The organism is Dryocola clanedunensis subsp. sulfonylureivorans, from assembly GCF_016756775.1.
In the GTDB taxonomy this organism is placed as follows: domain Bacteria; phylum Pseudomonadota; class Gammaproteobacteria; order Enterobacterales; family Enterobacteriaceae; genus Dryocola; species Dryocola clanedunensis.
Window position 1 is genome coordinate 34,103 of the sequence record NZ_JAERMU010000006.1, and the last position, 25,085, is coordinate 59,187.

Annotated in this window: 20 protein-coding genes; 10 read left to right on the top strand and 10 right to left on the bottom strand. The window is 55.3% G+C overall.

Features of this window, described 5'->3' with window-relative positions:
- The first annotated feature begins 189 nt into the window (after nucleotides 1-189).
- Together moeA and moeB are read left to right on the top strand one after the other, a co-directional pair.
- Complete coding sequence (moeA, locus tag HYQ67_RS07385) at nucleotides 190-1,422, top strand: molybdopterin molybdotransferase MoeA (protein WP_202302884.1); 1,233 nt, start codon at nucleotides 190-192, stop codon at nucleotides 1,420-1,422.
- A gap of 1 nt (nucleotide 1,423) precedes the next feature.
- Entirely contained in the window at nucleotides 1,424-2,185 is a 762-nt protein-coding gene (moeB, locus tag HYQ67_RS07390; RefSeq protein WP_202302886.1) for a molybdopterin-synthase adenylyltransferase MoeB, read from the top strand.
- Here the strand turns inward: moeB and HYQ67_RS07395 are convergent.
- Nucleotides 2,173-3,246, bottom strand: coding sequence for a LacI family DNA-binding transcriptional regulator (locus HYQ67_RS07395; RefSeq protein WP_237391147.1), 1,074 nt, complete (start codon nucleotides 3,244-3,246; stop codon nucleotides 2,173-2,175). The genes moeB and HYQ67_RS07395 overlap by 13 nt on opposite strands.
- Nucleotides 3,247-3,540: 294 nt before the next feature.
- On the opposite strand from HYQ67_RS07395, the gene HYQ67_RS07400 reads away from it, so the two are divergent.
- Both HYQ67_RS07400 and HYQ67_RS07405 read left to right on the top strand, forming a co-directional pair.
- Nucleotides 3,541-4,842, top strand: coding sequence for an MFS transporter (locus tag HYQ67_RS07400; protein WP_202302890.1), 1,302 nt, complete (start codon nucleotides 3,541-3,543; stop codon nucleotides 4,840-4,842).
- A gap of 14 nt (nucleotides 4,843-4,856) precedes the next feature.
- Nucleotides 4,857-7,220 carry a glycoside hydrolase family 31 protein gene (locus tag HYQ67_RS07405; RefSeq protein ID WP_202302892.1) on the top strand — a complete coding sequence of 788 codons (2,364 nt, stop codon included), beginning with the start codon at nucleotides 4,857-4,859 and terminating at the stop codon, nucleotides 7,218-7,220.
- A 68-nt stretch (nucleotides 7,221-7,288) separates the two neighbouring features.
- Here HYQ67_RS07405 and HYQ67_RS07410 read toward each other — a convergent pair whose 3' ends face one another.
- Complete coding sequence (locus HYQ67_RS07410; protein ID WP_202302894.1) at nucleotides 7,289-8,884, bottom strand: ABC-F family ATPase; 1,596 nt, start codon at nucleotides 8,882-8,884, stop codon at nucleotides 7,289-7,291.
- A 231-nt stretch (nucleotides 8,885-9,115) separates the two neighbouring features.
- Between HYQ67_RS07410 and ldtB the strand changes: the two genes are divergently transcribed.
- The 5 genes from ldtB (at nucleotide 9,116) to sanA (ending at nucleotide 13,372) form a co-directional block, all read left to right on the top strand.
- Complete coding sequence (gene ldtB, locus HYQ67_RS07415; protein WP_202302896.1) at nucleotides 9,116-10,036, top strand: L,D-transpeptidase; 921 nt, start codon at nucleotides 9,116-9,118, stop codon at nucleotides 10,034-10,036.
- Between the two features lie 375 nt (nucleotides 10,037-10,411).
- Nucleotides 10,412-10,813 (top strand): CidA/LrgA family protein, encoded by a 402-nt coding sequence (locus HYQ67_RS07420; protein WP_202302898.1) that lies wholly within the window; start codon nucleotides 10,412-10,414, stop codon nucleotides 10,811-10,813.
- Nucleotides 10,810-11,505: a CidB/LrgB family autolysis modulator gene (locus HYQ67_RS07425; RefSeq protein WP_202302900.1), complete on the top strand. Its 696-nt coding sequence runs from the start codon at nucleotides 10,810-10,812 to the stop codon at nucleotides 11,503-11,505. The genes HYQ67_RS07420 and HYQ67_RS07425 overlap by 4 nt, the downstream gene beginning before the upstream one ends.
- A gap of 130 nt (nucleotides 11,506-11,635) precedes the next feature.
- Nucleotides 11,636-12,520, top strand: a complete 885-nt coding sequence (cdd, locus tag HYQ67_RS07430; RefSeq protein WP_202302902.1) for a cytidine deaminase — start codon at nucleotides 11,636-11,638, stop codon at nucleotides 12,518-12,520.
- Between the two features lie 132 nt (nucleotides 12,521-12,652).
- On the top strand, nucleotides 12,653-13,372 hold the full coding sequence (gene sanA / locus HYQ67_RS07435; RefSeq protein WP_202302904.1) for an outer membrane permeability protein SanA: 720 nt from the start codon (nucleotides 12,653-12,655) through the stop codon (nucleotides 13,370-13,372).
- A gap of 123 nt (nucleotides 13,373-13,495) precedes the next feature.
- Here sanA and mglC read toward each other — a convergent pair whose 3' ends face one another.
- The 7 genes from mglC to HYQ67_RS07470 all read right to left on the bottom strand — a co-directional run bounded on the left by mglC (nucleotide 13,496) and on the right by HYQ67_RS07470 (nucleotide 21,683).
- Nucleotides 13,496-14,506, bottom strand: coding sequence for a galactose/methyl galactoside ABC transporter permease MglC (gene mglC, locus HYQ67_RS07440; protein ID WP_202302906.1), 1,011 nt, complete (start codon nucleotides 14,504-14,506; stop codon nucleotides 13,496-13,498).
- Between the two features lie 20 nt (nucleotides 14,507-14,526).
- Complete coding sequence (gene mglA, locus HYQ67_RS07445) at nucleotides 14,527-16,044, bottom strand: galactose/methyl galactoside ABC transporter ATP-binding protein MglA (RefSeq protein WP_202302908.1); 1,518 nt, start codon at nucleotides 16,042-16,044, stop codon at nucleotides 14,527-14,529.
- A gap of 83 nt (nucleotides 16,045-16,127) precedes the next feature.
- Nucleotides 16,128-17,126 (bottom strand): galactose/glucose ABC transporter substrate-binding protein MglB, encoded by a 999-nt coding sequence (mglB, locus tag HYQ67_RS07450; RefSeq protein ID WP_202302910.1) that lies wholly within the window; start codon nucleotides 17,124-17,126, stop codon nucleotides 16,128-16,130.
- Nucleotides 17,127-17,400: 274 nt separating this feature from the next.
- Nucleotides 17,401-18,441 (bottom strand): HTH-type transcriptional regulator GalS, encoded by a 1,041-nt coding sequence (gene galS, locus HYQ67_RS07455; RefSeq protein WP_202302912.1) that lies wholly within the window; start codon nucleotides 18,439-18,441, stop codon nucleotides 17,401-17,403.
- A gap of 156 nt (nucleotides 18,442-18,597) precedes the next feature.
- On the bottom strand, nucleotides 18,598-19,755 hold the full coding sequence (gene yeiB, locus HYQ67_RS07460) for a DUF418 domain-containing protein YeiB (RefSeq protein ID WP_202302914.1): 1,158 nt from the start codon (nucleotides 19,753-19,755) through the stop codon (nucleotides 18,598-18,600).
- Between the two features lie 21 nt (nucleotides 19,756-19,776).
- Nucleotides 19,777-20,442 carry a GTP cyclohydrolase I FolE gene (gene folE / locus HYQ67_RS07465; RefSeq protein ID WP_202302916.1) on the bottom strand — a complete coding sequence of 222 codons (666 nt, stop codon included), beginning with the start codon at nucleotides 20,440-20,442 and terminating at the stop codon, nucleotides 19,777-19,779.
- A 116-nt stretch (nucleotides 20,443-20,558) separates the two neighbouring features.
- The gene (locus HYQ67_RS07470) at nucleotides 20,559-21,683 is read right to left on the bottom strand and encodes a YbfB/YjiJ family MFS transporter (protein ID WP_202302918.1); all 1,125 of its coding nucleotides are present in this window, start codon (nucleotides 21,681-21,683) and stop codon (nucleotides 20,559-20,561) included.
- Between the two features lie 107 nt (nucleotides 21,684-21,790).
- On the opposite strand from HYQ67_RS07470, the gene fghA reads away from it, so the two are divergent.
- Nucleotides 21,791-22,624 carry an S-formylglutathione hydrolase gene (gene fghA / locus HYQ67_RS07475; RefSeq protein WP_202302920.1) on the top strand — a complete coding sequence of 278 codons (834 nt, stop codon included), beginning with the start codon at nucleotides 21,791-21,793 and terminating at the stop codon, nucleotides 22,622-22,624.
- A 78-nt stretch (nucleotides 22,625-22,702) separates the two neighbouring features.
- Here fghA and cirA read toward each other — a convergent pair whose 3' ends face one another.
- On the bottom strand, nucleotides 22,703-24,685 hold the full coding sequence (gene cirA, locus HYQ67_RS07480; protein ID WP_202302922.1) for a catecholate siderophore receptor CirA: 1,983 nt from the start codon (nucleotides 24,683-24,685) through the stop codon (nucleotides 22,703-22,705).
- Between the last annotated feature and the right edge of the window lie 400 nt (nucleotides 24,686-25,085).

Here is a 25,085-nt window from a genome sequence, read left to right on the forward strand (position 1 = left end):
TTAGTGGCAGCGTTTTTTCTATAATTATCAGAATTGTTGCGAAATCTTCATTCGATTTTCGACTATAGAAAGATGTAAATGTGTTGTAAAGGAAATTGACCTTTTGTCGTCTCCCGAACGGAACATTCAGTCGATGCGCTTTATCTGCCATAATATGCCCCTTACTTTGCCCCCGCCGCAGGAGTTTTCATGGAATTTAACGCCGGGCTAATCCCCCTGGAAAGCGCGATGGAGCAGATGCTCTCGCGCATTGTCCCTGTCACCGAAACGCAGACCGTTCCTTTATTACAGGCTAATGGGCGCATTACCGCGCACCCTGTCACTTCGCCGATTGATGTTCCCAGCTTCGACAACTCCGCGATGGATGGCTATGCGGTACGCATCAGCGATATCGCTGCGGGCGGCGCTTTACCCGTTGCCGGGAAAGCCTTTGCCGGACAGCCTTTTACCGGTGAGTGGCCGGCTGGCACCTGCGTAAGAATCATGACCGGCGCGCCCGTGCCTGAAGGCGCAGAAGCCGTCGTCATGCAGGAGGAGGCTGAAGTGACGGAAAGTGGCGTGCGCATCAATGCGGCCGTGACTAACGGACAAAATATCCGCCTGCGTGGGGAAGATATTCGTCAGGGAGGCAGCGTGCTGCCTGCCGGGAAAAAACTGTCTGCGGCCGAACTGCCGCTCATCGCCTCGCTGGGTATCCCGAAAGTCGAAGTGGTACGAAAAGTCCGCGCGGCGGTGTTCTCCACCGGTGATGAGCTGCAGCTGCCGGGCCAGCCGCTGGGTGAAGGACAAATTTACGACACCAACCGACTGGCGGTGCATCTGATGCTCGAACAGCTCGGCTGTGAGGTTATCGATTTAGGGATTATCAAGGACGAGCCTGAAGCCCTGCGCGCGGCTTTTATCGAGGCGGACAGCCAGGCCGACGTGGTGATCAGCAGCGGCGGCGTCTCCGTCGGCGAAGCGGATTACACCAAACAGCTGCTGGAAGAGCTGGGAGAAGTCGGCTTCTGGAAGCTGGCCATCAAGCCGGGCAAACCCTTTGCGTTTGGCCGCCTGCAAAACAGCTGGTTCTGCGGCCTGCCCGGCAACCCGGTTTCCGCCGCGCTGACCTTCTATCAGCTCGTTCAGCCGTTGCTGGCTAAGCTTAGCGGCCAGCAGGGTAATGCGCTGCCGCCACGCAGCCGCGCCCGCACCGTAGGCAAACTGAAAAAAGCACCGGGTCGTCTGGATTTCCAGCGTGGGATCGTGCGCACCGGCGAAGACGGCCAGCTGGAGGTGCTCAGCACCGGCCACCAGGGTTCCCATATTTTCAGCTCGTTCAGCCAGGCCAACTGCTTTATCGTGCTGGAGCGCGAGCGCGGCAACGTTGAGGCCGGCGACTGGGTGGAGATCGAGCCGTTTAACGCGCTGTTTGGAGGCTAAGGTGGCGGAAATACTCAGCGATAGCGAAATGCTGCGCTATAACCGCCAGATTATTCTGCGTGGTTTCGACTTCGACGGACAGGAGGCGCTGAAAGCAGCGCGCGTGCTGGTCGTCGGGCTCGGCGGGCTGGGCTGTGCCGCCGCGCAGTATCTCGCGGCGGCAGGTGTGGGCCATCTCACGCTGCTGGATTTCGACACCGTTGCCCTCTCTAATTTGCAGCGCCAGACGCTGCACAGCGATGCAACGATCGGCCAGCCAAAAGTGGAGTCCGCCCGCCGCGCGCTGGCGCTCATCAATCCACATGTTTCGCTGTCGACGATAAATGCCCTGCTCGATGCGCCGCAGCTTGCCGCCGAGGTGGAAAAGCACCATCTGGTGCTGGACTGCACGGATAACGTGACCATCCGCAACCAGCTAAACCAGCGCTGCTTTAACGCCAAAAAGCCGCTGGTCAGCGGCGCGGCAATTCGTATGGAAGGGCAAATCAGCGTCTTTACGTACCAGGAAAACGAACCCTGCTACCGTTGCCTGAGCCGCCTGTTTGGCGAAAATGCGCTGACCTGCGTCGAGGCGGGCGTGATGTCACCGCTGGTAGGGGTGATTGGCTCGTTGCAGGCAATGGAAGCCATCAAGCTGCTGACCAGCTACGGCACGCCGGCGAGCGGGAAAATCGTGATGTACGATGCGATGACCTGCCAGTTCCGCGAAATGAAGCTGCCGCGTCACCCGCAGTGTGACGTTTGTGGCTCTCACTCATCATAAAGCCCCTGATTGCTGACCGCCGTATGACTCTTATTGGGACGAATACGGCGGACAGAATCCCGCACCGCAAGCGTTCCATTTAGCAGCAAGTTTCCCACTGGGGCATCAGGACGAATAAGCCGCTGTTGCAGTATATGCACGGCCTCCTCGCCCAGTTCGTCCCGCGGAACATGTACGGACGTCAGCGGCACATCATGAATGGCGGCAAGATTAAAGCCGTCGATGCTCATCACCGACATATCCTGCGGCACGCGCAGCCCTGCCTTTTGCAGGGCGCTTACCGCGCCTGCCGCCATAAAATCTCCGCCGACCAGCAGCGCGCTGGGCAATTCGCCGCGCGGCGTGCTTTGCAAAAACTCAGCGACTAACTGCTCGCTCTCTTTGGCGCTGAAACTTTGGGCGGCGATCAGATGCCGTTCTTCATCGAACGGTAAATTATGGCGCTCCCGGGCATCGCGGATACCCGCCAGGCGCAGCTCCATCGTGTAGCGCCTCAGGCAAAGCAGGTTCAGCACGCTCCGGTGGCCCAGTTCAAAAAGATAGCTGGCCGCAAAGTCGCCTGTCAGCTGATGATCCGGGGCAACGCCGGGCAGGCGCATCTTGCGGTCCCGGCAGTTAATCAGCACGCAGGGCCGGGCGAGGTCGGCCGCCAGATCGTGAATATGGGGATCGTCAATCCCCAGCAGAATCGCAGCTTCGGTCCCCTCTTCATTCATTTTGCTCAGAAAAAGGTTCGCATCGCAGTCCTGCTCTTCTAAAGCACAGTAGCGCAGCCGCACATCGTGGGGGGCCAGCGCTTTGCTGATGCCCTGAATGACACGGTAGTAAAAAACGTCTGAGCGCTCATCAAAGGCGCGCTGCGGGGCAAAAACGACAAGGCTATTAAGCAGCAGTCTCCCCGCAGCCATTCCTTTGAGCACGCCATTTTGCTCGGCGCAGCTCAGCACGCGCTGCTTCGCGGCTTCGCTGGTGTTGGCCTTACCCGCAAGCACCCGGGAAACCGTGCTGATGGAAAGCCCCGTTTGCGCCGCAATTTCAGCGATTTTTAGCTTTTTACTCATTCTGTGATCCGCGCCCATTTCATAAATGAAAAAATTTTCACCACCCCATCTTTAGCGCAAACTGCGCCTTACGTGCTTTTAAAAAGCGAATAAACGGCAGTCTGTGAAAAAATTCTCATTAATTCTCCTGTTGGACAGTTTATAACTCAATTAGTCTCAATTTGTCGAACAGGTTAAATCTGCGCGGCAAACACCTTCCAATAATAAATAGATTAATCATGTATTTAAAAACAAATTTCAACAACCCTGGTTGTTATACCAATTAGATAGATACGCTGCTACCTGGAGAACGACATGAGTCATGGCATACAACAGGACGTCACGGCGGTAAAAGCTAAACGTACCATTCGTAACCTGCGCTGGTGGGTGCTGGTGCTGTTTTTACTCGGCGTGACCGTGAACTACATTACCCGCAACTCGCTGGGGATCCTCGCCCCGGAATTAAAAACCAGCCTTGGCATTACCACCGAACAATATTCATGGATCGTCGGCGCTTTCCAGCTGGCCTACACCCTCTTCCAGCCCATTTGCGGCTGGCTGATCGACGTGATAGGCCTGAAGCTTGGCTTCCTGGTCTGCGCCGGGATCTGGGCCGTGGTCTGTATGCTGCACGCCGGTGCCGGGAGCTGGTTACAGCTTGCTATCCTGCGTTTCTTTATGGGGGGAGCAGAAGCGGCGGCAACGCCTGCCAATGCCAAAACCATCGGTGAATGGTTCCCGAAAAAAGAGCGTCCCGTTGCCGCAGGCTGGGCCGGAGTGGGCTTCTCCATCGGTGCGATGCTGGCCCCGCCGATCATCTACTTTGCGCATGCCTCTTTCGGCTGGCAGGGCGCGTTTATGTTCACCGGCGTGCTGGCCATGCTGTGGGTCATTCTGTGGTGGCTGTTCTATCACAACCCCGAGCAGCATCCGAATCTGAGCAAAGACGAACTCGCCTTCATCAAGCAGGATAACGAGCCTCCGGCGGTGCGCCTGCCCTTCCTGACCGCGCTGAAAACCGTGGGTAAAAACAAACGCTTCTACGGTATCGCCATTCCGGCGTTTATGGCCGAACCCGCCTGGGCCGTCCTGAGCTTTTGGGTGCCGCTCTATCTGGCCAGCGAGCGCGGTATGGATCTTAAGCAAATTGCCATGTTCGCCTGGCTCCCCTTCCTGGCCGCCGACCTCGGCAGCGTGGCGAGTGGCTATCTCACTAAGCTTTACACCCGCTGGTTCGGCTGTACGCGGACAAACTCGATAGTGGCAAGTTCGGTCACCGGCGCTTTCCTGATGATCTCGCTGGCCTTAGTCGCCATCACCAAAGATCCCTATATCACCATCGCGCTGATCTCCGTGGGCGGCTTCGGGCACCAGATCATCTCCTGCATGCTGAGCGCGCTGGTTGTCGATTCATTCGATAAGGGCCAGATGGCAACCGTCAACGGAATGCGTGGCTCCGCGGCCTGGATCGCCAGCTTCCTCTTCTCGCTGCTGATTGGCGTCACCGCCGACAAGATTGGCTACAACCCGCTGTTTATCGCCATGGGCTTCTTTGACCTGATTGGCGCCGTATTCCTGGTTTCTTTTATTGCTGAACGCCGCGCTAAGCGTGCCTGAAATGGATTGTGAACATGAAAACCCTGAAGAACTGGACAATGTTGAACTCTGATGCGCACCACGTTGAACTGAGCGTGGACGGCAAGCATCGACTCTGCCTGTACGTGCTGGAACAAGGGATGTTCCGTGTGCTGATTAAACGAGAAAACAAGCTGGCGCTGAACCGCACCTGGAGCATCGCGCCGCAGGATGACGTGCCATGGGAAGGCCGCAGTCGTGAAAGTCTGGAAGGCTTCTCACTGCCGGCTTTCGCGGTAGAAGAACAGGATGACACCCTGCTTATCAGCAGCGATAAACTGCGCGTGATTGTCCACCAGCCGCTTTGGCTTGCGTGGGAGTACAAGGGCGACAACGACCGGTGGCTGCCGCTGGCGAGCGACCGCCCGACCAGCGCCTACCTGCTTAACGCCCACAGCGACGGTGTGGCGCACTATCAGCGCCGCTTTAAAGATGAGAGCTATTACGGCCTCGGTGAGAAAGCGGGCCCGCTGGCCCGAACAGGCAAACGCTATGAGATGCGTAACCTGGATGCGATGGGCTATAACGCCGAATCCACCGACCCGCTCTACAAACACATTCCTTTTACTATCACGCGTCGTCCGGACGTCAGTTTTGGGATGTTCTATGACAACCTGAGCAACAGCTGGCTGGATTTAGGCAACGAGATTGACAACTACCACCTGCCCTATCGCCGCTGGCAGGCGGAATCCGGCGACGTGGATTATTACCTGTTCCTCGGCCCGAAAGTGGTGGACGTCACCAAAGCTTTCGTTCGCCTGACGGGCAAAACGCTGTTTGGCCCGAAATGGAGCCTCGGTTACAGCGGTTCCACCATGCATTACACCGATGCGCCAGATGCCCAGCAGCAGCTGATGAGCTTTATCCGCCTGTGCAAAGAGCACGCGATTCCGTGCGACTCTTTCCAGCTCTCATCCGGCTATACCTCCATCAACAATAAGCGCTATGTCTTCAACTGGAACTACGACAAAGTGCCGCAGCCGAAGGTGATGAGCCAGGCGTTCCATGACGCGGGGCTCAGGCTTGCGGCCAATATCAAACCCTGCCTGCTGCAGGATCACCCGCGCTATGGCGAAGTGGCGGAGCGCGGGCTGTTCATCAGGGATTCTGAGCAAAACGCCCCGGAACGTTCAAGCTTCTGGGACGACGAAGGCTCACACCTCGATTTCACCAATCCGGAAACCGTGAAGTGGTGGCAGCACGGGGTCACTACCCAAATACTGGAGATGGGTATCGACGCCACCTGGAACGATAACAATGAGTTCGAAGTGTGGGACGGCGAAGCGCGCTGCCACGGCTTTGGCGAAGAGATTGCCATCAAAAACATTCGCCCGGTGATGCCGCTGCTAATGATGCGAGCCTCCCTGGAAGCCCAGCAGGCATTTGCGCCTGACAAGCGCCCGTATTTGATTTCCCGTTCAGGTTGCGCCGGGATGCAGCGCTACGTGCAAACCTGGAGCGGGGACAACCGCACCAGCTGGAATACGCTACGCTATAACACCCGCATGGGCGTAGGCATGAGCCTGTCAGGGCTGTACAACGTAGGCCACGACGTCGGTGGCTTCTCCGGCGATAAACCAGATGCTGAATTATTCGTGCGCTGGGTTCAGAACGGTGTGATGCACCCGCGCTTCACCATCCACTCCTGGAACGACGACCAGACGGTAAACGAGCCGTGGATGCATGCAGGCGTCACGCCGGCTATCCGCAGCGCCATCGAAACGCGTTACCGCCTGCTGCCGTATTTCTACACCCTGCTCTGGCAGGCACACGCTGACGACGAGCCGATGCTGCGCCCCACCTTCCTGGATCACGAGCATGATGCGAAGACTTTCGAAGAGTGCGACGACTTCATGTTGGGCCGAGATTTGCTGGTCGCAAGCGTGGTGGAACCAGGGCAGCGCCAGCGTGAGGTCTGGCTGCCGGAGAACAGCGCGGGCTGGTACGACTATTACACAGGTCAGTGGTACAGCGGCGGGCAGTCTGTCGTGGTTGAAGCACCGCTTGAGCATCTGCCGCTGCTGGTTCGCGCGGGTGCCGCTCTGCCACACTCTTCCCGCATTACGCACGTGGATGCCAGTGCTGACGATGTACGCGAGCTAAAAATCTACCCGCTGCGTGGTACAGGCGTGTCAAAAGGCAGCCTGTTCGAAGATGACGGGGAGAGCTGGGGTTATCAGCAGGGCAATGCGCTTTGGCTTGCGTGGGAGATTCATTGCACGGCGGAGGAGATCCATCTCACCTTTAGCCGCAAGGGTGATTATCAGCCTGCATGGACGGAGCTAAAGCTGACGCTGCCGGCAGGCGAGACAAGACGTTTAGTGGTGGAAGGATCCGTGCAGGATTGCTGGAGCCTGTAAAAAAACAAAACCCCGCCGAGGCGGGGTTTAGATTGCTGACAAAGAAAGAAAAAACGGCGTTTTTCCTGTCAGGAGTCAATCCCTTTACTGCGCAGGTAATCTTCATACCCACCGGTAAAGTCGATAACACGCTCTGGCGTAATTTCGATGACGCGAGTAGCAAGAGAGCTGACGAATTCGCGGTCGTGAGAGACAAAGATCAGCGTGCCCGGATACATCTCCAGCGCCATGTTCAGCGACTCGATGGATTCCATATCCAGGTGGTTCGTTGGTTCATCCATCACCAGCACGTTCGGACGTTCCATCATCAGCTTGCCGAACAGCATGCGGCCCTTTTCACCACCGGACAGCACTTTGGCTGGCTTCTTGATGTCGTCCTGGCTGAACAGCAGGCGACCAAGGATGCTGCGCACGGCCTGCTCGTCGTCACCGACCTGCATCCACTGGCTCATCCAGTCGAAGACGGTCAGATCGTTTTCGAACTCGTATTCGTGATCCTGCGCGTAGTAGCCAAGCTGCGCGTTCTCGGACCATTTCACGGTGCCCGCGTCCGGTGCCAGCTCGCTGACCAGCGTTTTCAGCAGCGTGGATTTACCCACGCCGTTGGTCCCCAGTACCGCAACTTTTTCGCCGACTTCAATCAGCAGATTCACGTCCTTAAACAGCGGGCCTTCTTCAAAGCCTTTGCTCAGCGCTTCCACTTCCAGCGCGTTACGGAACAGTTTCTTATCCTGCTCGAAGCGGATGAACGGGTTCTGACGGCTGGAGGCTTTCACTTCGTCGAGCTTGATTTTATCAATCTGACGGGCGCGGGAAGTCGCCTGACGGGATTTAGAGGCGTTGGCGCTAAAGCGGCTGACGAAGGACTGCAGGTCAGCAATCTGCGCTTTTTTCTTCGCGTTGTCGGACAGCAGACGCTCACGGGCCTGAGTAGCCGCCGTCATGTATTCATCGTAGTTGCCCGGGTAAACGCGCAGCTCGCCGTAGTCCAGATCCGCCATGTGGGTACAAACCATGTTCAGGAAGTGACGGTCGTGCGAGATGATAATCATGGTGCTGTTGCGCTCGTTGAGCACGGTTTCCAGCCAGCGAATGGTATCGATGTCCAGGTTGTTCGTCGGTTCATCGAGCAGCAGGATGTCCGGGTTTGAGAACAGCGCCTGTGCCAGCAGCACGCGCAGCTTCCAGCCGGGTGCAACTTCGCTCATCGGGCCGTAATGTTGCTCAACGGGAATTCCCACGCCCAGCAGCAGTTCACCCGCGCGGGCTTCCGCGGTGTAACCGTCCATTTCGCCGTATTTGGTTTCCAGATCGGCAACTTTGTAGCCGTCTTCTTCGCTCATCTCTGGCTGCGCGTAAATGCGGTCGCGCTCCTCTTTCACTTCCCAGAGTTCTGCGTGGCCCATGATCACAGTGTCGAGCACGGTGAATTTTTCAAAGGCGAACTGGTCCTGGCGCAGCTTACCGATGCGCTCGTTGGGATCCAAAGAGACGTTACCCAGGGTAGGATCTAAATCGCCCCCCAGGATTTTCATAAAGGTGGACTTACCGCTACCGTTAGCGCCAATCAGGCCGTAGCGATTGCCGCCGCCAAATTTGACGGAGATGTTTTCAAACAGCGGCTTACTGCCGAACTGCATTGTGACGTTACTGGAAACTAGCACAGAGATGTCCTGATAAATGAGGGGTAATTTGTGATATTGGCCACATTATGCCATAAGTATGTGCTCGGATCGCGTTGGTTGTACTTTGTCTAGAGTTTAACTGATGTAAAAAAAGTGTGATTTAAGCCACATCCGATTTCCCACACCGATGGAATGCACATATAATGCGCGCCTGAACCCCATCCGATTTTCAACTAACTAGCCTGTGTGGCCATAAATACTACGCACATCATGAATATGAAAATACGCACAATTTTACTGGCATTTGTGGCTGCCGTTTCCTTTTGCAAGACAGCCTCTGCCGTGACCTATCCGCTGCCTACCGATGGTAGCCGTCTGATTGGTCAAAACCAGGTCATCACGATCCCTGAAGGTAGCACTTCGCCGCTTGAAGAGTTTGCGGCGCAGTACCAGATGGGTCTGTCTAACATGCTGGAAGCCAACCCGGGCGTTGACCCGTATCTGCCAAAAGCAGGAACAATTCTGAACATTCCCCAGCAGCTGATCCTGCCGGATACCGTTCATGAAGGTATCGTTATCAACAGCGCTGAAATGCGTCTCTACTACTATCCGAAAGGCACCAACACGGTCATCGTGCTGCCAATCGGTATCGGCCAGCTGGGTAAAGACACCCCGATTAACTGGACAACAAAGGTAGAACGTAAGAAAGCAGGTCCAACCTGGACGCCAACCGCGAAAATGCATGCGGAATACGCAGCAGCGGGGACGCCACTGCCAGCCGTTGTGCCAGCCGGCCCTGACAACCCAATGGGCCTGTATGCGCTCTACATCGGCCGCCTGTACGCTATTCACGGTACAAATGCCAACTTCGGTATTGGCCTGCGCGTCAGCCACGGCTGTGTGCGTCTGCGTAACGAAGACATCAAGTTCCTGTTCGAGAATGTACCGGTCGGTACTCGCGTACAGTTCATTGATGAGCCGGTGAAAGCCACCGTCGAGCCGGACGGCTCCCGTTACCTTGAAGTTCACAACCCGCTGTCGACGACCGAAGCGCAGTTCAACTCCGGTGAAATCGTACCGATTACGCTGAAAGATAACGTCACCGCGATTACCGCTCAGCCTGACGTTGATACAACAGTTGTGGACCAGGCGATTCAGAACCGTTCCGGTATGCCGGTACGTCTGAACTAAAAGACGCTTTAGTATGGTGGATGACGCAGACGCTTATCCAGCCTGCACAAACCGTTAAAGGCGACCTTCGGGTCGCTTCAGACTGATGACAAACCTAAAGCGCATGTACTTCGCAAAGACCTCACCGAATAAATAACAAGGAAAATCAATTCATTGATTTTCGCCTGCTGACCACAAAGAAGGAAAAACCACGCTTTTTCCTTCTTTGTCAGCAATCCAGAGGCGACCTTCGGGTCGCTTTTTTATTGCCTGTGACAGAGCATGCTGGAACCTTCCTTTCAGGAATATTTGGTATGCTCATAAGTCATGATGTGACCGGTAGCACAATTTTAGATTTAATTGTATGATGAATGCGTTTCCTAAGGGGTTATCTCCATGCGTAATTCGCTCACCGTTATCTGGCAGTTTCTGAGATCGTTTATCCTCATTTACCTGTGTTTATATGCCGGTATCGCCCTTTCTGCCGTGCTGCCCATCGCCATTCCCGGCAGCATTCTTGGCATGCTGATTCTGTTTGTGCTGCTCTCCTTACAGATCCTTCCCGCGAAATGGGTGAAGCCCGGCTGCCATCTCCTCATCCGCTATATGGTGCTGCTGTTTGTCCCTATTGGCGTCGGCGTGATGCAGTATTTCGACGTGCTGCGGGCGGAATTCGCGCCGATTATTGTCTCCTGTACGGTGAGCACGCTGCTGGTATTGGTTATCGTGAGCTGGAGCTCCCATCTGGTGCACGGCGAACGTAAAGTTGTTGGTGAAGCTGAGGCGGACAAAAAATGATTCACTCCATCTGGTGGTCTTTACCGTTAACCCTGCTGGTCTTTTACGGCGCGCGCAAACTGGCGGTTCGCTTCCCTACTCCGCTGCTCAACCCGCTGTTAGTCAGCATGGCAATTCTGATCCCCTTTTTGCTGCTCACCGGCATCCCCTACGAGCACTATTTCCAGGGGTCGAAAGTGCTTAACGATTTGCTGCAACCAGCGGTCGTGGCGCTGGCCTTTCCGCTTTACGAGCAGCTGCACCAGATCCGCGCGCGCTGGAAATCCATCATTACCATCTGCTTTATTGGCAGCCTGGTGGCGATGATAACCGGGACCAGCATTGCGCTGATGATGGGCGCGCCTGTACAAATCGCGGCCTCCATCCTGCCCAAATCGGTCACAACCCCGATTGCAATGGCCGTAGGGGGAAGTATTGGCGGAATACCGGCGATCAGCGCCCTTTGCGTGATTTATGTCGGCATACTCGGTGCCGTGCTGGGCCATACGCTGCTGAATATTATGCGCATTAAAACCAGGGCTTCGCGCGGGCTGGCAATCGGCAGTGCAGCCCATGCACTGGGGACCGCCCGCTGCGTGGAAATGGATTTTCAGGAAGGCGCATTCAGCTCGCTTGCGCTGGTCATCTGCGGGATCATCACATCGCTTCTCGCACCGTTTTTATTACCGGCTATCGTCTCAATCTTTGGTTAAAACTTGCGAGAGATCGCGCATTTTCAACATTTATTTCATTCGTTGCATTTGCAATTAGATACTGATCACATATAAAGCCCATAAAGGGCCGTAAACTACGGCTCCATAACCTGATATGAGGCTCTGATAGATGCGCTCTCGTTTTGATGCTGCTTTCGCACAGCTCCCGGCTTCACTGCAGGCCGCACTGCCCCCTCTCCTTGCCGACGACCACTTCCCGGCAATGTTACGTGCGCGGGAAGTAGAAACGCTGAAACACCAGACGGGTCTGGATGATGACGCGCTTGCCTTTGCCCTGCTTCCTCTTGCCGCCGCCTGCGCCCGCGCGGCGATTTCTAATTTTAACGTCGGGGCCGTGGCCCGTGGCGTCAGCGGTAATCTCTATTTCGGGGCTAATATGGAGTTTGCTGGCTCTACCATGCAGCAAACCGTCCACGCTGAGCAAAGCGCCATTACGCACGCGTGGATGCGCGGCGAAAAAGGTCTGGCTTCGATTACCGTTAATTACACGCCGTGCGGCCACTGCCGCCAGTTTATGAATGAGCTGAACAGCGGCGTGAAGCTGCAGATAAACCTCCCCGGCCGCAAGCCTGCCACCCTGGGGGATTACCTGCCGGATTCATTTGGGCCGCGGGATCTTGCCATTGAAACCTTGCTGCTTGATGAGATGGACCACGGCTACGCTGCAGAAGGTGATGAGATCAACCAGGCGGCCATCGTTGCGGCCAACCGCAGCCATGCCCCGTACAGCAAAGCGCCAGCTGGTGTGGCGCTGGCGCTGAAGGACGGCAACATCATTGCCGGAAGCTATGCGGAAAACGCTGCCTTCAACCCGTCTCTGCCGCCGCTCCAGGCAGCACTGAATTTGTTGAGCCTGTCGGGCTATGAGTACGCCGACATTCAGCGTGCAGTGCTGGCAGAACTTGCTGATGCACCGCTGACGCAGTGGGATGCGACGGTCGCGACCCTGAAAGCGCTTGGCTGCCAGAACATTGACCGAACTCTGCTGGCCTGACCCAAATTATGCGGGTGTACCCACACCCGCACTGTTGAAATTACCCTCAACCAAACCCGCTTATCTTGCTCTTCCCCGCCAGGTAAAGTAGCCTTGTGTAAAATTGCATCCAAACCACGAGCTCGTAAGTCCATGTTGAAACGCTTGTTTTATAGCCTGTTAGTCCTCATCGGCTTGACTGCGTTGACTGCGCTTGCCCTCGACCGGTGGATGAGCTGGAAAACCTCCTCCTACGTTTACGACGAGCTGCAGGACCTGCCCTATCGCCAGGTTGGCGTCGTGCTCGGTACGGCCAAGTACTACCGCACAGGCGTCATTAACCAATATTACCTCTACCGTATCCAGGGAGCGCTAAACGCCTACAACAGCGGCAAAGTGAATTATCTGCTGTTAAGCGGTGACAACGCGCAGTCCAGCTATAACGAACCCAGAACCATGCGCAAAGATCTGATAGCCGCAGGCGTTGACCCCGCTGATATCGTGCTCGACTATGCCGGCTTCCGCACGCTGGATTCGATTGTGCGCACCCGCAAAGTGTTCGACACCAACGACTTCATCATCATTACCCAACGCTTCCACTGCGAGCGCGCGCTGTTCATCGCCCTGCATGAAGGCATTCAGGCGCAGTGCTATGCCGTCCCGTCGCCAAAGAATATGCTGTCCGTACGCATGCGTGAATTTGCCGCTCGTCTGGGCGCTATTGCCGATGTGTATATCTTCAAGAGTGAGCCGCGCTTCCTCGGCCCGCTGATCCCCATTCCGGCAATACACGAAGTGCCGGATGATGCACAGGCTTACCCGGCGGTAACGCCAGAGCAGCTGCTGGAACTACAGAAGAAAGAGAAGAAATAAGGCAAGGTGGGGATAATGCGTAGGGCGGATAAGCCTGCGTCATCCGCCATATACTCGAGTTCGGGACGGTGGATGACACTTCGTTTATCCACCCTACAATGACGTGCAGGGTGGATTCGTTTCTTACTTCTTACGAGCGTACTTCAGTGAATCCAGGGCAACCGCGAAGATAATAATCGCGCCCTTGATGATGTACTGCCAGTATGGGTTCACGCCGATATAGGTCAGGCCGTAGTTGATAACGGTGAAGATGATAACACCGGTCACCACGCCAACAACCGTCCCTACCCCGCCGCTGAACGACACGCCACCTACCACGCACGCCGCAATCGCATCAAGCTCATACATGAACCCGAGGTTATTGGTTGCCGAACCGATACGCCCCGCTTCCAGCATCCCGCCGAAGGCGTAGAACACGCCGGACAGCGCATAGATCATAATCAGGTTCAGGCCGACGTTAACGCCGGACACTTTCGCCGCTTCCGGGTTGCCGCCGATAGCAAAGATGTTTTTGCCAAAGCGAGTTTTGTTCCACAGCACCCACACGAACATCACCGCAAACAGCGCGTAGAACGTGATGTAAGAAAGCCGGAACGTCCCTAAGGCGATGAACCCCTGGGTAAACGTCGAGAAGTTAGAGTCAAAGCCGGATACCGGCGACGCCCCCACGAAGTCGTAATACAGGGAGTTGATACCGTAAACGATAATCATCGTGCCCAAAGTGGTGATAAACGGCGTCACGTTCAGGTAAGCAATAATAATGCCGTTAATCAGGCCAATGATCGCGCCAACGGCACAGACAATCAGCAGCACCACCGGAATAGGCATGGTCGCCATATCCGGGAACACTTTATTGACGTTATCCATCGACTGCAGAAGCGTTGCCGCAATAACCGCCGCAAGGCCTACCTGGCGCCCGGCAGACAGGTCGGTCCCCTGGGTAACAATCAGGCCCGCCACGCCCAGCGCGATAATAATACGCACCGAGGACTGGGTCAGGATGTTACTTAAGTTCAGCAAGCTTAAAAACGTCGGATCCTGGAAAATAATAATCGCCAGCAGCACCAGCAAAACGACATAAATGCCGCCTTCTTTCAGATAAGTTAGAAAACTTTTCTTATTTAACGCACTCATTTTCAATAGCCCCTAAATTATCAAAGGTGCACAGACGCAAGACGTAATATTTCGTTCTGCGTGGTTGTTTTAGTGTCTACAATTCCCGCAACGAGGCCATTGCTCATTACCAGAATACGGTCTGTAATCCCTAACAACTCCGGCATTTCGGACGAAATAATAATGATGCCTTTCCCTTTTTTAGCCAGCTCAGCAATCAGCTGGTAAATTTCGAACTTCGCCCCTACGTCAATACCGCGCGTAGGCTCATCGAGCATTAAAATCTCCGGCTGGGTTAGCAGCCAGCGGCCAATAATCACCTTCTGCTGGTTACCGCCTGACAGTGAACCAATGGAAGTACGGTGCCCTGGTGTTTTCACCCGCATGGAATCAATAACCCACTGGGTATCGCTTTTCATACGCGTATTATCGAGCAGGCCTATTTTATTTTTGTAATTGCGAATATTTGAAATCAGGGAATTAAAGCCAATATCCAGGTAGGCGTAAATGCCGGTCGAGCGGCGCTCTTCGGTCACTAACGCAAAGCCGTGGTTGATTGCTTCGTTCGCGCTGTGGTTATTTATTTTTTTACCGTGCAGCATAATGGTGCCGGAGGATTTTTCACGGATACCAAACAGCGTTTCCACAATGTCGGTACGCTTCGCGCCGACCAGGCCTGCGATCCCCAGAATCTCGCCTTTATGCAGATCAAAGGAGACATCGCGGATCGACGGCTGACGCAGCGAGGTCAGACTTCGGACTTCGAGGATCACTTCACCCGGCACGTTGGACTTGTCCGGGAAGCGCTGGTTCAGGGAGCGGCCAACCATCATGGAGATGATTTTATCCATGTCCAGCCCTTCCAGCGGCTGGGTGGCGATCCACTGTCCGTCACGCAAAATCGTAATTTCATCGCACAGCTGGAATATCTCTTCCATTTTATGGGAGATATAAACTATGCCGCAGCCGCGCTCTTTTAATTTACGGATAATTTTAAAGAGGTGGTTGACTTCTTTTTCCGTCAGGGAGGACGTTGGCTCATCCATAATGACAATTTTAGCGTTATAGGAAAACGCCTTGGCAATTTCAATCATCTGCATTTGTGATACGGAAAGCGTGCCTACGCGGGCGCGCGGATCGATATCAATATCCAGCTCATCGAAAATGTCTTTCGTGTCGCGATACATTTTATCCTGATCGACAAATACGCCTTTGGTTGGATAACGACCCAGCCACATATTGTCCATCACGGTACGTTGCAGGACCAGGTTCAGTTCCTGATGCACCATGGAAATACCGTTCTCCAGCGCCTCTTTGGTGCTGGTAAAATTCACTTCTTGTCCCTGGAAGAGAATGCTGCCGGAATCTTTGCTGTAAATTCCGAAAAGGCATTTTAATAACGTTGATTTACCGGCACCGTTCTCTCCCATTAATGCGTGAATGGAATGAGGACGCACTTTTAAATTCACATTATCCAGTGCCTTTACGCCGGGGAATGACTTGTTGACGTTGGTCATTTCCAACAAGAATTCAGGCGCTGTTGTCTGATTGCTGACCATAGTTATACCTGGCTGCGAAAGTGTTGCTGAGCGTAAGGCCTGCCCGGGCGGCGGTTTGCCCGGGCAGAACTGTCTGACTTATATTATTTGTTTGAGAACTGCGCCAGGTTGTCTTTATCAACGCCGACGTAAGGAATACGCACGATCTTGTTTTCAATCTTCCAGTTCGTGCCTTCTGCCGCAGGTTTACCCGCCGCCAGGTTTTTCGCCAGATCGAAGGTTGCTTTCGCCTGGTTGTTGGCATCGTTCAGCACGGTACCGGCCATCGCGCCAGATTTAACCAGCGCCAGCGCTTCCGGCAGGGCATCCACGCCGAAGACCGGAATAGAAGATTTGTTGTGCGCTTTCAGCGCTTCTACCGCGCCCATTGCCATCGCATCGTTGTTGGCGATAACCACTTCGATTTTGTTAGCGTTCGGGCCGGACATCCACGCGTCCATCTTATCTTTCGCCTGGGCGGTGTCCCACATCGCGGTATCTAACTGCAGCTGCTGGGTTTTCAGGCCCTTGGTGTTCAGCTCTTTGATAACGTAAGTGGTACGAGCTTCAGCATCCGGGTGGCCCGGTTCGCCTTTCAGCAGCACAAACTGAACCTGACCGTCTTTGTTCAGATCCCAGGCCGGATTTGCCGCCCAGTGTTTAGCGATCAGATCGCCCTGGATGATGCCGGATTCTTTTGAGTCCGTGCCCACGTAGTAAGCTTTGTCGTAGCTATCCAGCGCTTTACGAGACGGCTCTTTGTTATAGAACACGATTGGGACATTCTGGCCGCGGGCTTTTTCAATGACCGTGCCTGCTGCTGCCGGGTCAACCAGGTTGATAGCCAGCGCCTTCACGCCCTTCGCCAGCAGCACGTCGATCTGATCGTTCTGCTTGGACTGGTCGTTCTGGGAGTCGTTCATCAGCAGCTCAACGTCCGGGCTGGCTTTTGCATCTTTTTCGATAGCTTTGCGCACGACTGACATGAAGTTATCGTCGTATTTATAGATGGTCACGCCGATACGGGTATCAGCAGCGTGAGCAGCCGTGCCAAACAGCATGCAAGACATAACAGCGGACAGGGTCAAAACCTTCTTATTCATGGTATCTCCGGTTTTTTTGCAGGGTAGTTCTACGTGAGATTCAGGCAGGGCAGCAATGTTATAGAAACGTTACTGAATGCCGAAAATTATCCTAAAAAAATAAGCTTCCGTGTTCTGTAACGATCCTGAAGTGCATTTTATGGCTGGTTTTTGGCTTAATACCTATAGTGAAACCGATTAATCACCGTTACATATAGTTTCAGCCTATAAAACGCTGACATCATAGACAGCGCAATGTTAATTAACTGTGAATTTACTCACAAATTGAAACCGGTTACATCAAAGTCTTTGGAAGGAGAGTGATCGGCCCCACAATTTGCTTTGGCGAGACGGAATGGCGACGCACTAAAGTCGGCATAAAACAGTGCGTTGCCGAACTGTCTATCGTCCCGGCAGCCCCCTGCAACGCCAGTTCCGTCGCCAGACGAGCCATTGAAACGATGGGATAGCGGACGGTGGTCAGCTGCGGATCCGTGTAACGGGCAATGGGGATGTCATCAAAGCCAATCACTGAAACATGATGCGGCACGACAATGCCGTTATCTTTCAATGCCGTCAGCGCACCTGCCGCCATGCTGTCGTTATATGAAAACACCGCACTGAGCTGTAAATTCCGTCCGAGCAGTTCAACCATCGCCGCTTCCCCGCCCTGCATATCCGGTGAGCCCACGCCGACCCAGCTCTCCGGAGCCACAATCCCCTGCTCCGCCAGGCCACGCAGCCACCCTTCCCGGCGCTGTTCGTTATCTTCAATATTGTGGCTGGAAGCCAGATAGCCGATGCGCTGATGCCCCTGATTGAACAGCATTCGGGTCGCCATTAAAGCCCCGCTCACGTTATCGAGGCCGACGCAGCGGTGCGCGTAACCCGGCACGATGCGGTTGATCAGCACCATGCCGGGAATATGCTCAAGGAATTCGGCAAGCTCTTCGTCGCTCAGCGCCTTGGCGTGCACGATCAGCGCGTTGCAGCGCTGGCGGATAAGCACCTCAATAGCGTGACGCTCTTTTTCTTCCTGATGGTAGCTGTTGCCGATCAGCACATATTTATTGTGCTCCTGAGCCACAACGTCCACCGCTTTAACCAGCGCGCCGAAGAAGGGGTCGGAGACATCCATCACCACCACGCCGATGGTGTCGCTCACCTGGGTAGCAAGCGCCTGGGCGTTGGCGTTGGGACGATAGCCGGTCTGAGCCACGGCCCGCATCACGCTTTCACGGGTTTCAGGGCTGACCAGCGCGCTGTTGTTCAGGACGCGGGAAACCGTCGCTACGGAAACACCGGCAATGCGTGCAACGTCACGGATGGTGATCATAGTTATCACCGTGCGGAGGATGTGTCGGTCTCATAGCGGAACCCTGTGTTTGGCAAGGTGGCTATTCTGGCAGCGAGTCGGGGCGGCTTTACGTGAAGAGGATCACACTCATGAAAACGGTTACATACAATTCATTAACGTTTGTGATGCAAGTCATTATCTTGCTGACGGCTTTAATGAAACACCCGCAGCACGTGCGGTTAGTTGTCGCCACAGCCACTCAACCGGCCCCTGGCGGAAGTGGCGTAACCACAGCACGGAGAAGAGAATATTGACCGCCCATACCGCCGGCACTAAGGCGAGCAGCTGCAGGCGGTCGAACTTCATAAACAGATCGAGGCGGTAGAACAATGTGGTGCAGATAAGCGTTTGCAGCAGATAGTTAGACAGGGCCATGCGGCCAACGCAGGTAATTGCCGCTACCAGACGCCATCTGGACAGCCACGGCCAGAAGCCGTAGGCCAAAGCGGCATAGCCTATCGCCTGAAACGGTGCGCTCAGCTCGCGCGGCGCCTGCAGAATAAAAGCACACCAGCGATAGCTCCAGTCCAGGTGCCACTGGGCGTAAATTCCCGGCAGGTTTATCACCATGCCCACCGCGATCAGCAAGCAGCCTGTACGGCGATAGTGCGGCAAACTGTACTGCCCTTTCAGCCAGCCGCTGCGCATCAGCGCTCCCCCCAGCAGCATCATGCCTGCCAGCTGCCAGCCGTACTGTGCGCCGAGCGCCAGCAGATTCGAGGAGAGCAGATCGCTGCGGTTGCTGATGGCTTCCACGCCGCCGTTCAGCTTCCAATATTGTTCATACTGAATGTTGGCAAGATCCGGCACCCAGGAGCGATTCGGCGCATTACCCGAGATAAAGCCGAGCAGCAGCAGCACCCCTACCCCGATGAGATAAAGCAGCGCCCCGGTATTAAACAGCTGCCGGGTCGTCGGCGCCTCGCGGATCATGCGCCAGCAGATAAGTCCGACCAGGCCGTAGGCCAGCAGAATATCGCCATCCCACAGCAGCAAAGCGTGCATAAAGCCGAGCAGGGCAAGGAGCGTCAGGCGGGACTGAATCCAGCGCTTGCCGCGATGTAACAACATCTGCAGGCCCGCGCCAAACAGCAAAGCGAATAAGGTGAGAAATTTGACCTGCGCGAAGAGGTCGAGCACGGCCCATGTCCAGGCATCATGAAGGGAGACGGAGCCGGACCAGGCAGGATTGATATACGCCGCCTTGGGCAGGCCGAAGGCGACGATATTGAGCAGCAAAATACCAAGGATGGCGACACCACGGATAAAATCCAGCGTGACATTTCTTTCCATGGTAGCCTGCCTGCTTAGTAATTAGCTATGACGAACGGCGCGCAGGAACTCCTGGCGTGTATTCTGGCTGGATTTAAACAGCCCACCTAGTGAGGTTGTCGTCGTCGCGCTGGTGGCGTCCTGCACCCCACGGGCTTTCACACAATAATGGACCGCATCAATAGATACCGCCACATTGTTGGTGCCAAGCAGGGTTTGCAGGGCAATCAGGATCTGCTGGGTTAAGCGTTCCTGAACCTGCGGACGCTGGGCGAAGAACTGCACGATGCGGTTGATTTTCGACAGGCCGATGACCGTATCCTTCGGGATATAGGCCACGGTAGCTTTGCCGTCGATGGTCACAAAGTGATGTTCGCAGGTGCTGGTCAGCGTGATATCGCGAACCGTCACCATTTCATCAACCTTCATCTTATTTTCAATGACGGTGATCTTCGGGAAGTTCGCGTAATCGAGGCCGGAGAAAATCTCATCGACATACATTTTGGCGATACGGTGCGGCGTCTCCATCAGGCTGTCGTCGCTCAGATCCAGATTCAGCAACTGCATGATTTCCGTCATATGTCCGGCAATCTCGCGCTTGCGGGTTTCGTTATCCATTTCACGAATCGGCGGACGCAGCGGCGTTTCCAGGCCGCGTGCAACGAGGGCCTCGTGAACGAGAGCGGCTTCGTGACTTAATGATGGCATGCTGTTTTCTCCTGCAGGTGTGGCTGACCTCTGCCCTACGTGGGACAAAGTGTGCGCTCATTGTGCGCGAGCGCGCTCGCATAATCCAGTGGTGGGAAGGATAATTATTGAAATCGTCAATACCTTTTCCAGACCAGCGCACCGCCAATAATTAATGCTACCCCGGCAACGTATAACGCCGGTTCCAGTTGATGTGTTAATGCCGTTGATAATGCGGATAATGCAGGCCCGATAAGCTGGCCGACGGCGTAGCCCGTAGTCAGCAACCCGGCCAGGTATCTCGTGTGTTCCGGTGCCATTTCGCGACCGTACTGCAGCGAAAGCTGTACCGCGCAAAGGAACCCGCCGCCGACCAGCACGGCCCCCAGCACCAGGCCCGTCATGCCGGGCACCAAATCAGAGGCGAATACGCCGACCGCCTGCAGCCAGAGTACCAAAGCCAGGCGCTGATTGCTGTGCAGCAGATGGCGCGTGGCAATGCCGATGGCGATGCCCACCACCGCTGCCCCGCCGAAAATCGGCCAGGCGAACTGGGCGAATACGCTGGCCGGAAAGCGGGCCGCCGCCATCTGCGATAAAAACGTCGCCGGCAGGATATACCCGAATCCCGCCAGGCTGTAGCTCCACACCAGGCGTTTCAGGGGAGCATTCAGTACCAGCGGCTGCGGTGCGGTTTCCGGGCGATGCAGCTCCCCTTTACGGGGTAAATTTCGCGCAATCAATAACACGAAGACCAGCGCAAGAATGCCGTAAACCAGCCAGGCTTCGCTCGCGGTTAAATCCAGGCTATGGATCCCCACCGCCAGCAGACCGCTGAGGAATATCCCAGCCCCAGGCCCGGCAAATACGGCGGCGCTTAATCCCGGCTTGCCCAGATGCGCCAGCTTCTCATTGCTCCACGCGGCTATCAGCACCATCGCCCAGCCGCTCGCCCAGCCGATCAGAAAACGAATCACGGCGTGCCAAAGCGCTGAATCAACGGTCGACGAGAGCAGCGTCAGAATAGCCGCCCCCCAGACACCTGCCAGCAGACGCAGTTCGACACGCCGATGCGCGCGCATGGCATCCCATGCGCCAACCAGGTAGCCAAGATAGTTGATGGCTGCGACCAGACCTGCTGATGTCAAGGTCAGCTGACCTTCTGAGATCATCAGCGGCACCTGTGGAGTAAAGGCAAAGCGCCCAATCCCCATCGCCACCACCAGCACCAGAAACCCCGTTAACGCAATGCGCGCCGCCACAGACACCTCAAATGTTACAATACCGTTGTCAGCATGATGCAGCATAGCTAGACTGGGTTGAAGTGAAAATTGTTCAACGATACTGAATATAATTAAGGAACCTCTGGATGGAACTCCTCGAAGAACACCGCTGTTTTGAAGGCTGGCAGCAGCGGTGGCGCCATGATTCTGCGGTACTGAAGTGCCCAATGACGTTCAGTATTTTTCTGCCGTCTCCGCGGACCACTACGCCTCCTCCCGTTCTTTACTGGCTTTCCGGATTAACCTGTAACGATGAAAACTTCACCACCAAAGCAGGCGCACAGCGGGTCGCAGCCGAGCTGGGTATTGTTCTGGTGATGCCGGATACCAGCCCGCGCGGCGACAACGTGCCGAATAACGAAAGCTACGATCTGGGCCAGGGCGCGAGCTTCTACCTGAACGCCAGCGAGCAGCCGTGGGCGGAACATTTCCGCATGTATGATTATATTTGTGACGAGCTGCCCGCGCTGATCGCCGACAACTTCAGCATCAGCGAAAAGGCGTCCATCTTCGGCCACTCCATGGGTGGACACGGCGCGCTAAGCATCGCTTTCAAAAATCCGGGCCGCTTCCGTTCCGTTTCCGCCTTTGCGCCAATCGTCAATCCAACCCGCGTGCCGTGGGGCCGAAAAGCGTTTGCAGCCTATCTGGGCAATGACGAAAGCGAGTGGCAGAAGTGGGACAGCTGCTGCCTGTTAATGGCCGCAGATCCGGCAAACGCAATCCCGACACTGATCGACCAGGGCGATGCGGATCAGTTCCTTGCCGACCAGCTCCAGCCCGCGCAGCTTGCCGAAGTGGCAAGGCAAAAAAACTGGCCGTTAACCCTGCGCGTTCAGCCGGGCTACGACCATAGCTACTATTTTATTGCTTCATTCGTGGAGGACCATTTACGGTTCCATGCGGAGCATCTGGCTTAGCATTCTGAACCCGGCGGATGACGCTGATGCTTATCCGCCCTACGGGCTCTCTCCCCAATGGGAGAGAGCCCGGGAAAATCAGAACGAGTAATCCACCGCCGCGAAGTAACGACGGCCATCTTCGTTATAGCTGTAGTCGTCGCGGTTGAGGTCTTTATCCAGCAGGTTCAGCACGCCCGCACGGAGCTTGACGTTTTTCGTCGCTTTCCACGACGCGCCGGTATTCCAGATAACGTAGCCGCCTGGCGTTCCTTCCGTCGCTGTGGTTGCTCGCTTCTCGCCGGTATAGTTTGCCGACACGTAGAACGCCCAGTCGTCCAGCGGTGCCCAGTCCACCGTACCGTTAGCGGTATGGAAGCCCATGTTTTGCAGCGGCTTGTTGCCCCCGTCGCTCAGATCCCGTCCGTCGTTATAGGTGTAGTTCAGCGTCAGTTTCCACTGGTCGTTAAACGGCACTTTCACTTCCGTTTCCACACCGCGGATGCGCGCTTTGTTGACGTTGTAATATTTAAAGACTGGCACGCCGTTGCTGTCGAAGCCCACAAAGTTCGGATAGTTCGGTGCTTCCGTTACGCTTGAGGTGCGGTTGATGCCGATCATATCGTCAACGTCGTTCTGGAACGCGGTCACGCTGCCCGTCACGCCATCTAATACCCCTTCGTCACCCGCAAAGTAGAGGCCCAGCTCAAAGCTTTCACTGGTTTCCGGTTTCAGATCGGAGCTGCCGACAATCTTGCAGCTGCCGCGGCAGGAGTTGCTGCTCCAGTCCGGGCTGAGCTGAAGTAGAGAGGGAGCTTTAAAGGCGGTCGCCCAGCCCCCTTTCACCGTGAGGGTATCCGTGGCGGTATAAACCAGGTAAGCACGCGGGCTCCAGTGGTCGCCGTAGGTTTCGTGGTCGTCCATACGCACGCCGGTGGTCAGCGACAGCGGCTCAAAGATACGCCACTCATCTTCGACAAACAGCGCGTACTGGCTGGCGGAGGTATCAGCACTGCTGCCGCCGGTAAGATTAACCGGATCGCTGAGCTTGTCGTGACGCCACTCCCCACCAAAGGTCAGCAGCTGGTTGATTTCCCCTAGCGGCAGGGTCAGCTTGCCGTCAATGCTGTTGTTGCGGGAGGTGATTGCGTCGCTGTTGCCGGGGTTGAGGTTATCGACCTTATCGCCGTAGAAGCGCAGTTCGGTGTTGCCGTAATCCCAGCGGCCATTGTGAGAAATGGAGTAGTCCTGGCGCTCCATGCGGTTTTTATCCAGCGAATCAGAATCGCGGTCCTGGCGATCGAAGCCGTAGCCAAAAAGAACCTCCTGATTATCCGTTGGCGTCAGCGTGAACTCCGTGCTGGCCCCGCGCGTGGTGTAACCTTCAATGCGCGGCGTTTCGCCAGTCTTGCTGGTGCTGGAAGGTTCCTGCTTATCTTTTTCGCGCTTGCCGAGGTTGCCGTACACCTTCACGCCAAGGAGATCGTCGATAATTGGGCCGCTGGTGAAGAAGTTGCCGTTGTAAGAGTCACCGCGATCGCGGTCTTCCTGAATGGTTGAATCCAGAGAAACAGTGCCGTGCCACGCCTTGCCTACTTTGCGGGTGATAATATTCACCACGCCGCCCAGCGCATCGGAACCGTAGAGGGAGGACATCGGGCCGCGCACCACTTCGATGCGCTCAATGGCATCCACCGGGATCCAGTTGAGGTCGAAGTCGTTATGTCGGAAGACGGCGTTGCGGGAGTTGACCCGCTTGCCGTCCACCAGGATCAGCGTATAGCTGCTGCTCAGACCGCGAATGCTGACGCCCTGGCGGTTATCGCCCTCGTTGGTCAGCTGCACGCCGGGCACTTCCTGAAGCACGTCTTTCAGGTTCTGAATCGGTTTCTTTTGCAGGTCTTCCTGCGTGATCACGCTGATACTGGCGGGGGCATCTTTGAGATTTTGTTCGGTCGCTGAAGCGGTTACTACAACGGTATCTTCACGATTTTCTTCGCGCTCGGCCGCTGCAACAGGAAGCGCCATTGTGATGACAGACGCGCACAGTCCTCCCCGGACGATGGGATTCAACCTTAACATTCCTTTCTCTCCATGAGGTAACTACAACAAAGGCTTACAATGAATGCGCTCACATTCCTTGCTGCGCCATCCGCTACTTTGGCGGGCGGCTGCGGTGCTGCAAAATTCTGGCGACACCATAAATTAAGTGATAATGATTATCAATTGAATTGTTAAAATTTACTAAGTCGAGGGGAATGATGGGGAGAGGGGTAAAGAAAAGGGCGCGATAATCGCGCCCTTAGATTGCTGACAAAGAAGGAAAAAGCGTGGTTTTTCCTTCTTTGTGGTTAGCAGGCGAAAATCAATGAATTGATTTTCCTTGTTATTTATTCGGTGAGATCTTTGCGAAACGCATTCGCTATAGGTTTGTCATCAGTCTGAGGACGCGATAATCGCGCCCTTTGATTTTTGAAAAACT

What these genes read in the sequence shown, in the direction of transcription:
- mglA (WP_202302908.1), bottom strand. Translation starts at nt 16,044, where the DNA reads ATGGTCAGCAATCAGACAACAGCGCCTGAATTCTTGTTGGAAATGACC.
- sanA (WP_202302904.1), top strand. Translation starts at nt 12,653, where the DNA reads ATGTTGAAACGCTTGTTTTATAGCCTGTTAGTCCTCATCGGCTTGACT.
- mglB (WP_202302910.1), bottom strand. Translation starts at nt 17,126, where the DNA reads ATGAATAAGAAGGTTTTGACCCTGTCCGCTGTTATGTCTTGCATGCTG.
- HYQ67_RS07395 (WP_237391147.1), bottom strand. Translation starts at nt 3,246, where the DNA reads ATGAGTAAAAAGCTAAAAATCGCTGAAATTGCGGCGCAAACGGGGCTT.
- galS (WP_202302912.1), bottom strand. Translation starts at nt 18,441, where the DNA reads ATGATCACCATCCGTGACGTTGCACGCATTGCCGGTGTTTCCGTAGCG.
- cdd (WP_202302902.1), top strand. Translation starts at nt 11,636, where the DNA reads ATGCGCTCTCGTTTTGATGCTGCTTTCGCACAGCTCCCGGCTTCACTG.
- yeiB (WP_202302914.1), bottom strand. Translation starts at nt 19,755, where the DNA reads ATGGAAAGAAATGTCACGCTGGATTTTATCCGTGGTGTCGCCATCCTT.
- moeA (WP_202302884.1), top strand. Translation starts at nt 190, where the DNA reads ATGGAATTTAACGCCGGGCTAATCCCCCTGGAAAGCGCGATGGAGCAG.
- cirA (WP_202302922.1), bottom strand. Translation starts at nt 24,685, where the DNA reads ATGTTAAGGTTGAATCCCATCGTCCGGGGAGGACTGTGCGCGTCTGTC.
- ldtB (WP_202302896.1), top strand. Translation starts at nt 9,116, where the DNA reads ATGAATATGAAAATACGCACAATTTTACTGGCATTTGTGGCTGCCGTT.
- mglC (WP_202302906.1), bottom strand. Translation starts at nt 14,506, where the DNA reads ATGAGTGCGTTAAATAAGAAAAGTTTTCTAACTTATCTGAAAGAAGGC.
- fghA (WP_202302920.1), top strand. Translation starts at nt 21,791, where the DNA reads ATGGAACTCCTCGAAGAACACCGCTGTTTTGAAGGCTGGCAGCAGCGG.
- folE (WP_202302916.1), bottom strand. Translation starts at nt 20,442, where the DNA reads ATGCCATCATTAAGTCACGAAGCCGCTCTCGTTCACGAGGCCCTCGTT.
- HYQ67_RS07400 (WP_202302890.1), top strand. Translation starts at nt 3,541, where the DNA reads ATGAGTCATGGCATACAACAGGACGTCACGGCGGTAAAAGCTAAACGT.
- HYQ67_RS07405 (WP_202302892.1), top strand. Translation starts at nt 4,857, where the DNA reads ATGAAAACCCTGAAGAACTGGACAATGTTGAACTCTGATGCGCACCAC.
- HYQ67_RS07425 (WP_202302900.1), top strand. Translation starts at nt 10,810, where the DNA reads ATGATTCACTCCATCTGGTGGTCTTTACCGTTAACCCTGCTGGTCTTT.
- HYQ67_RS07420 (WP_202302898.1), top strand. Translation starts at nt 10,412, where the DNA reads ATGCGTAATTCGCTCACCGTTATCTGGCAGTTTCTGAGATCGTTTATC.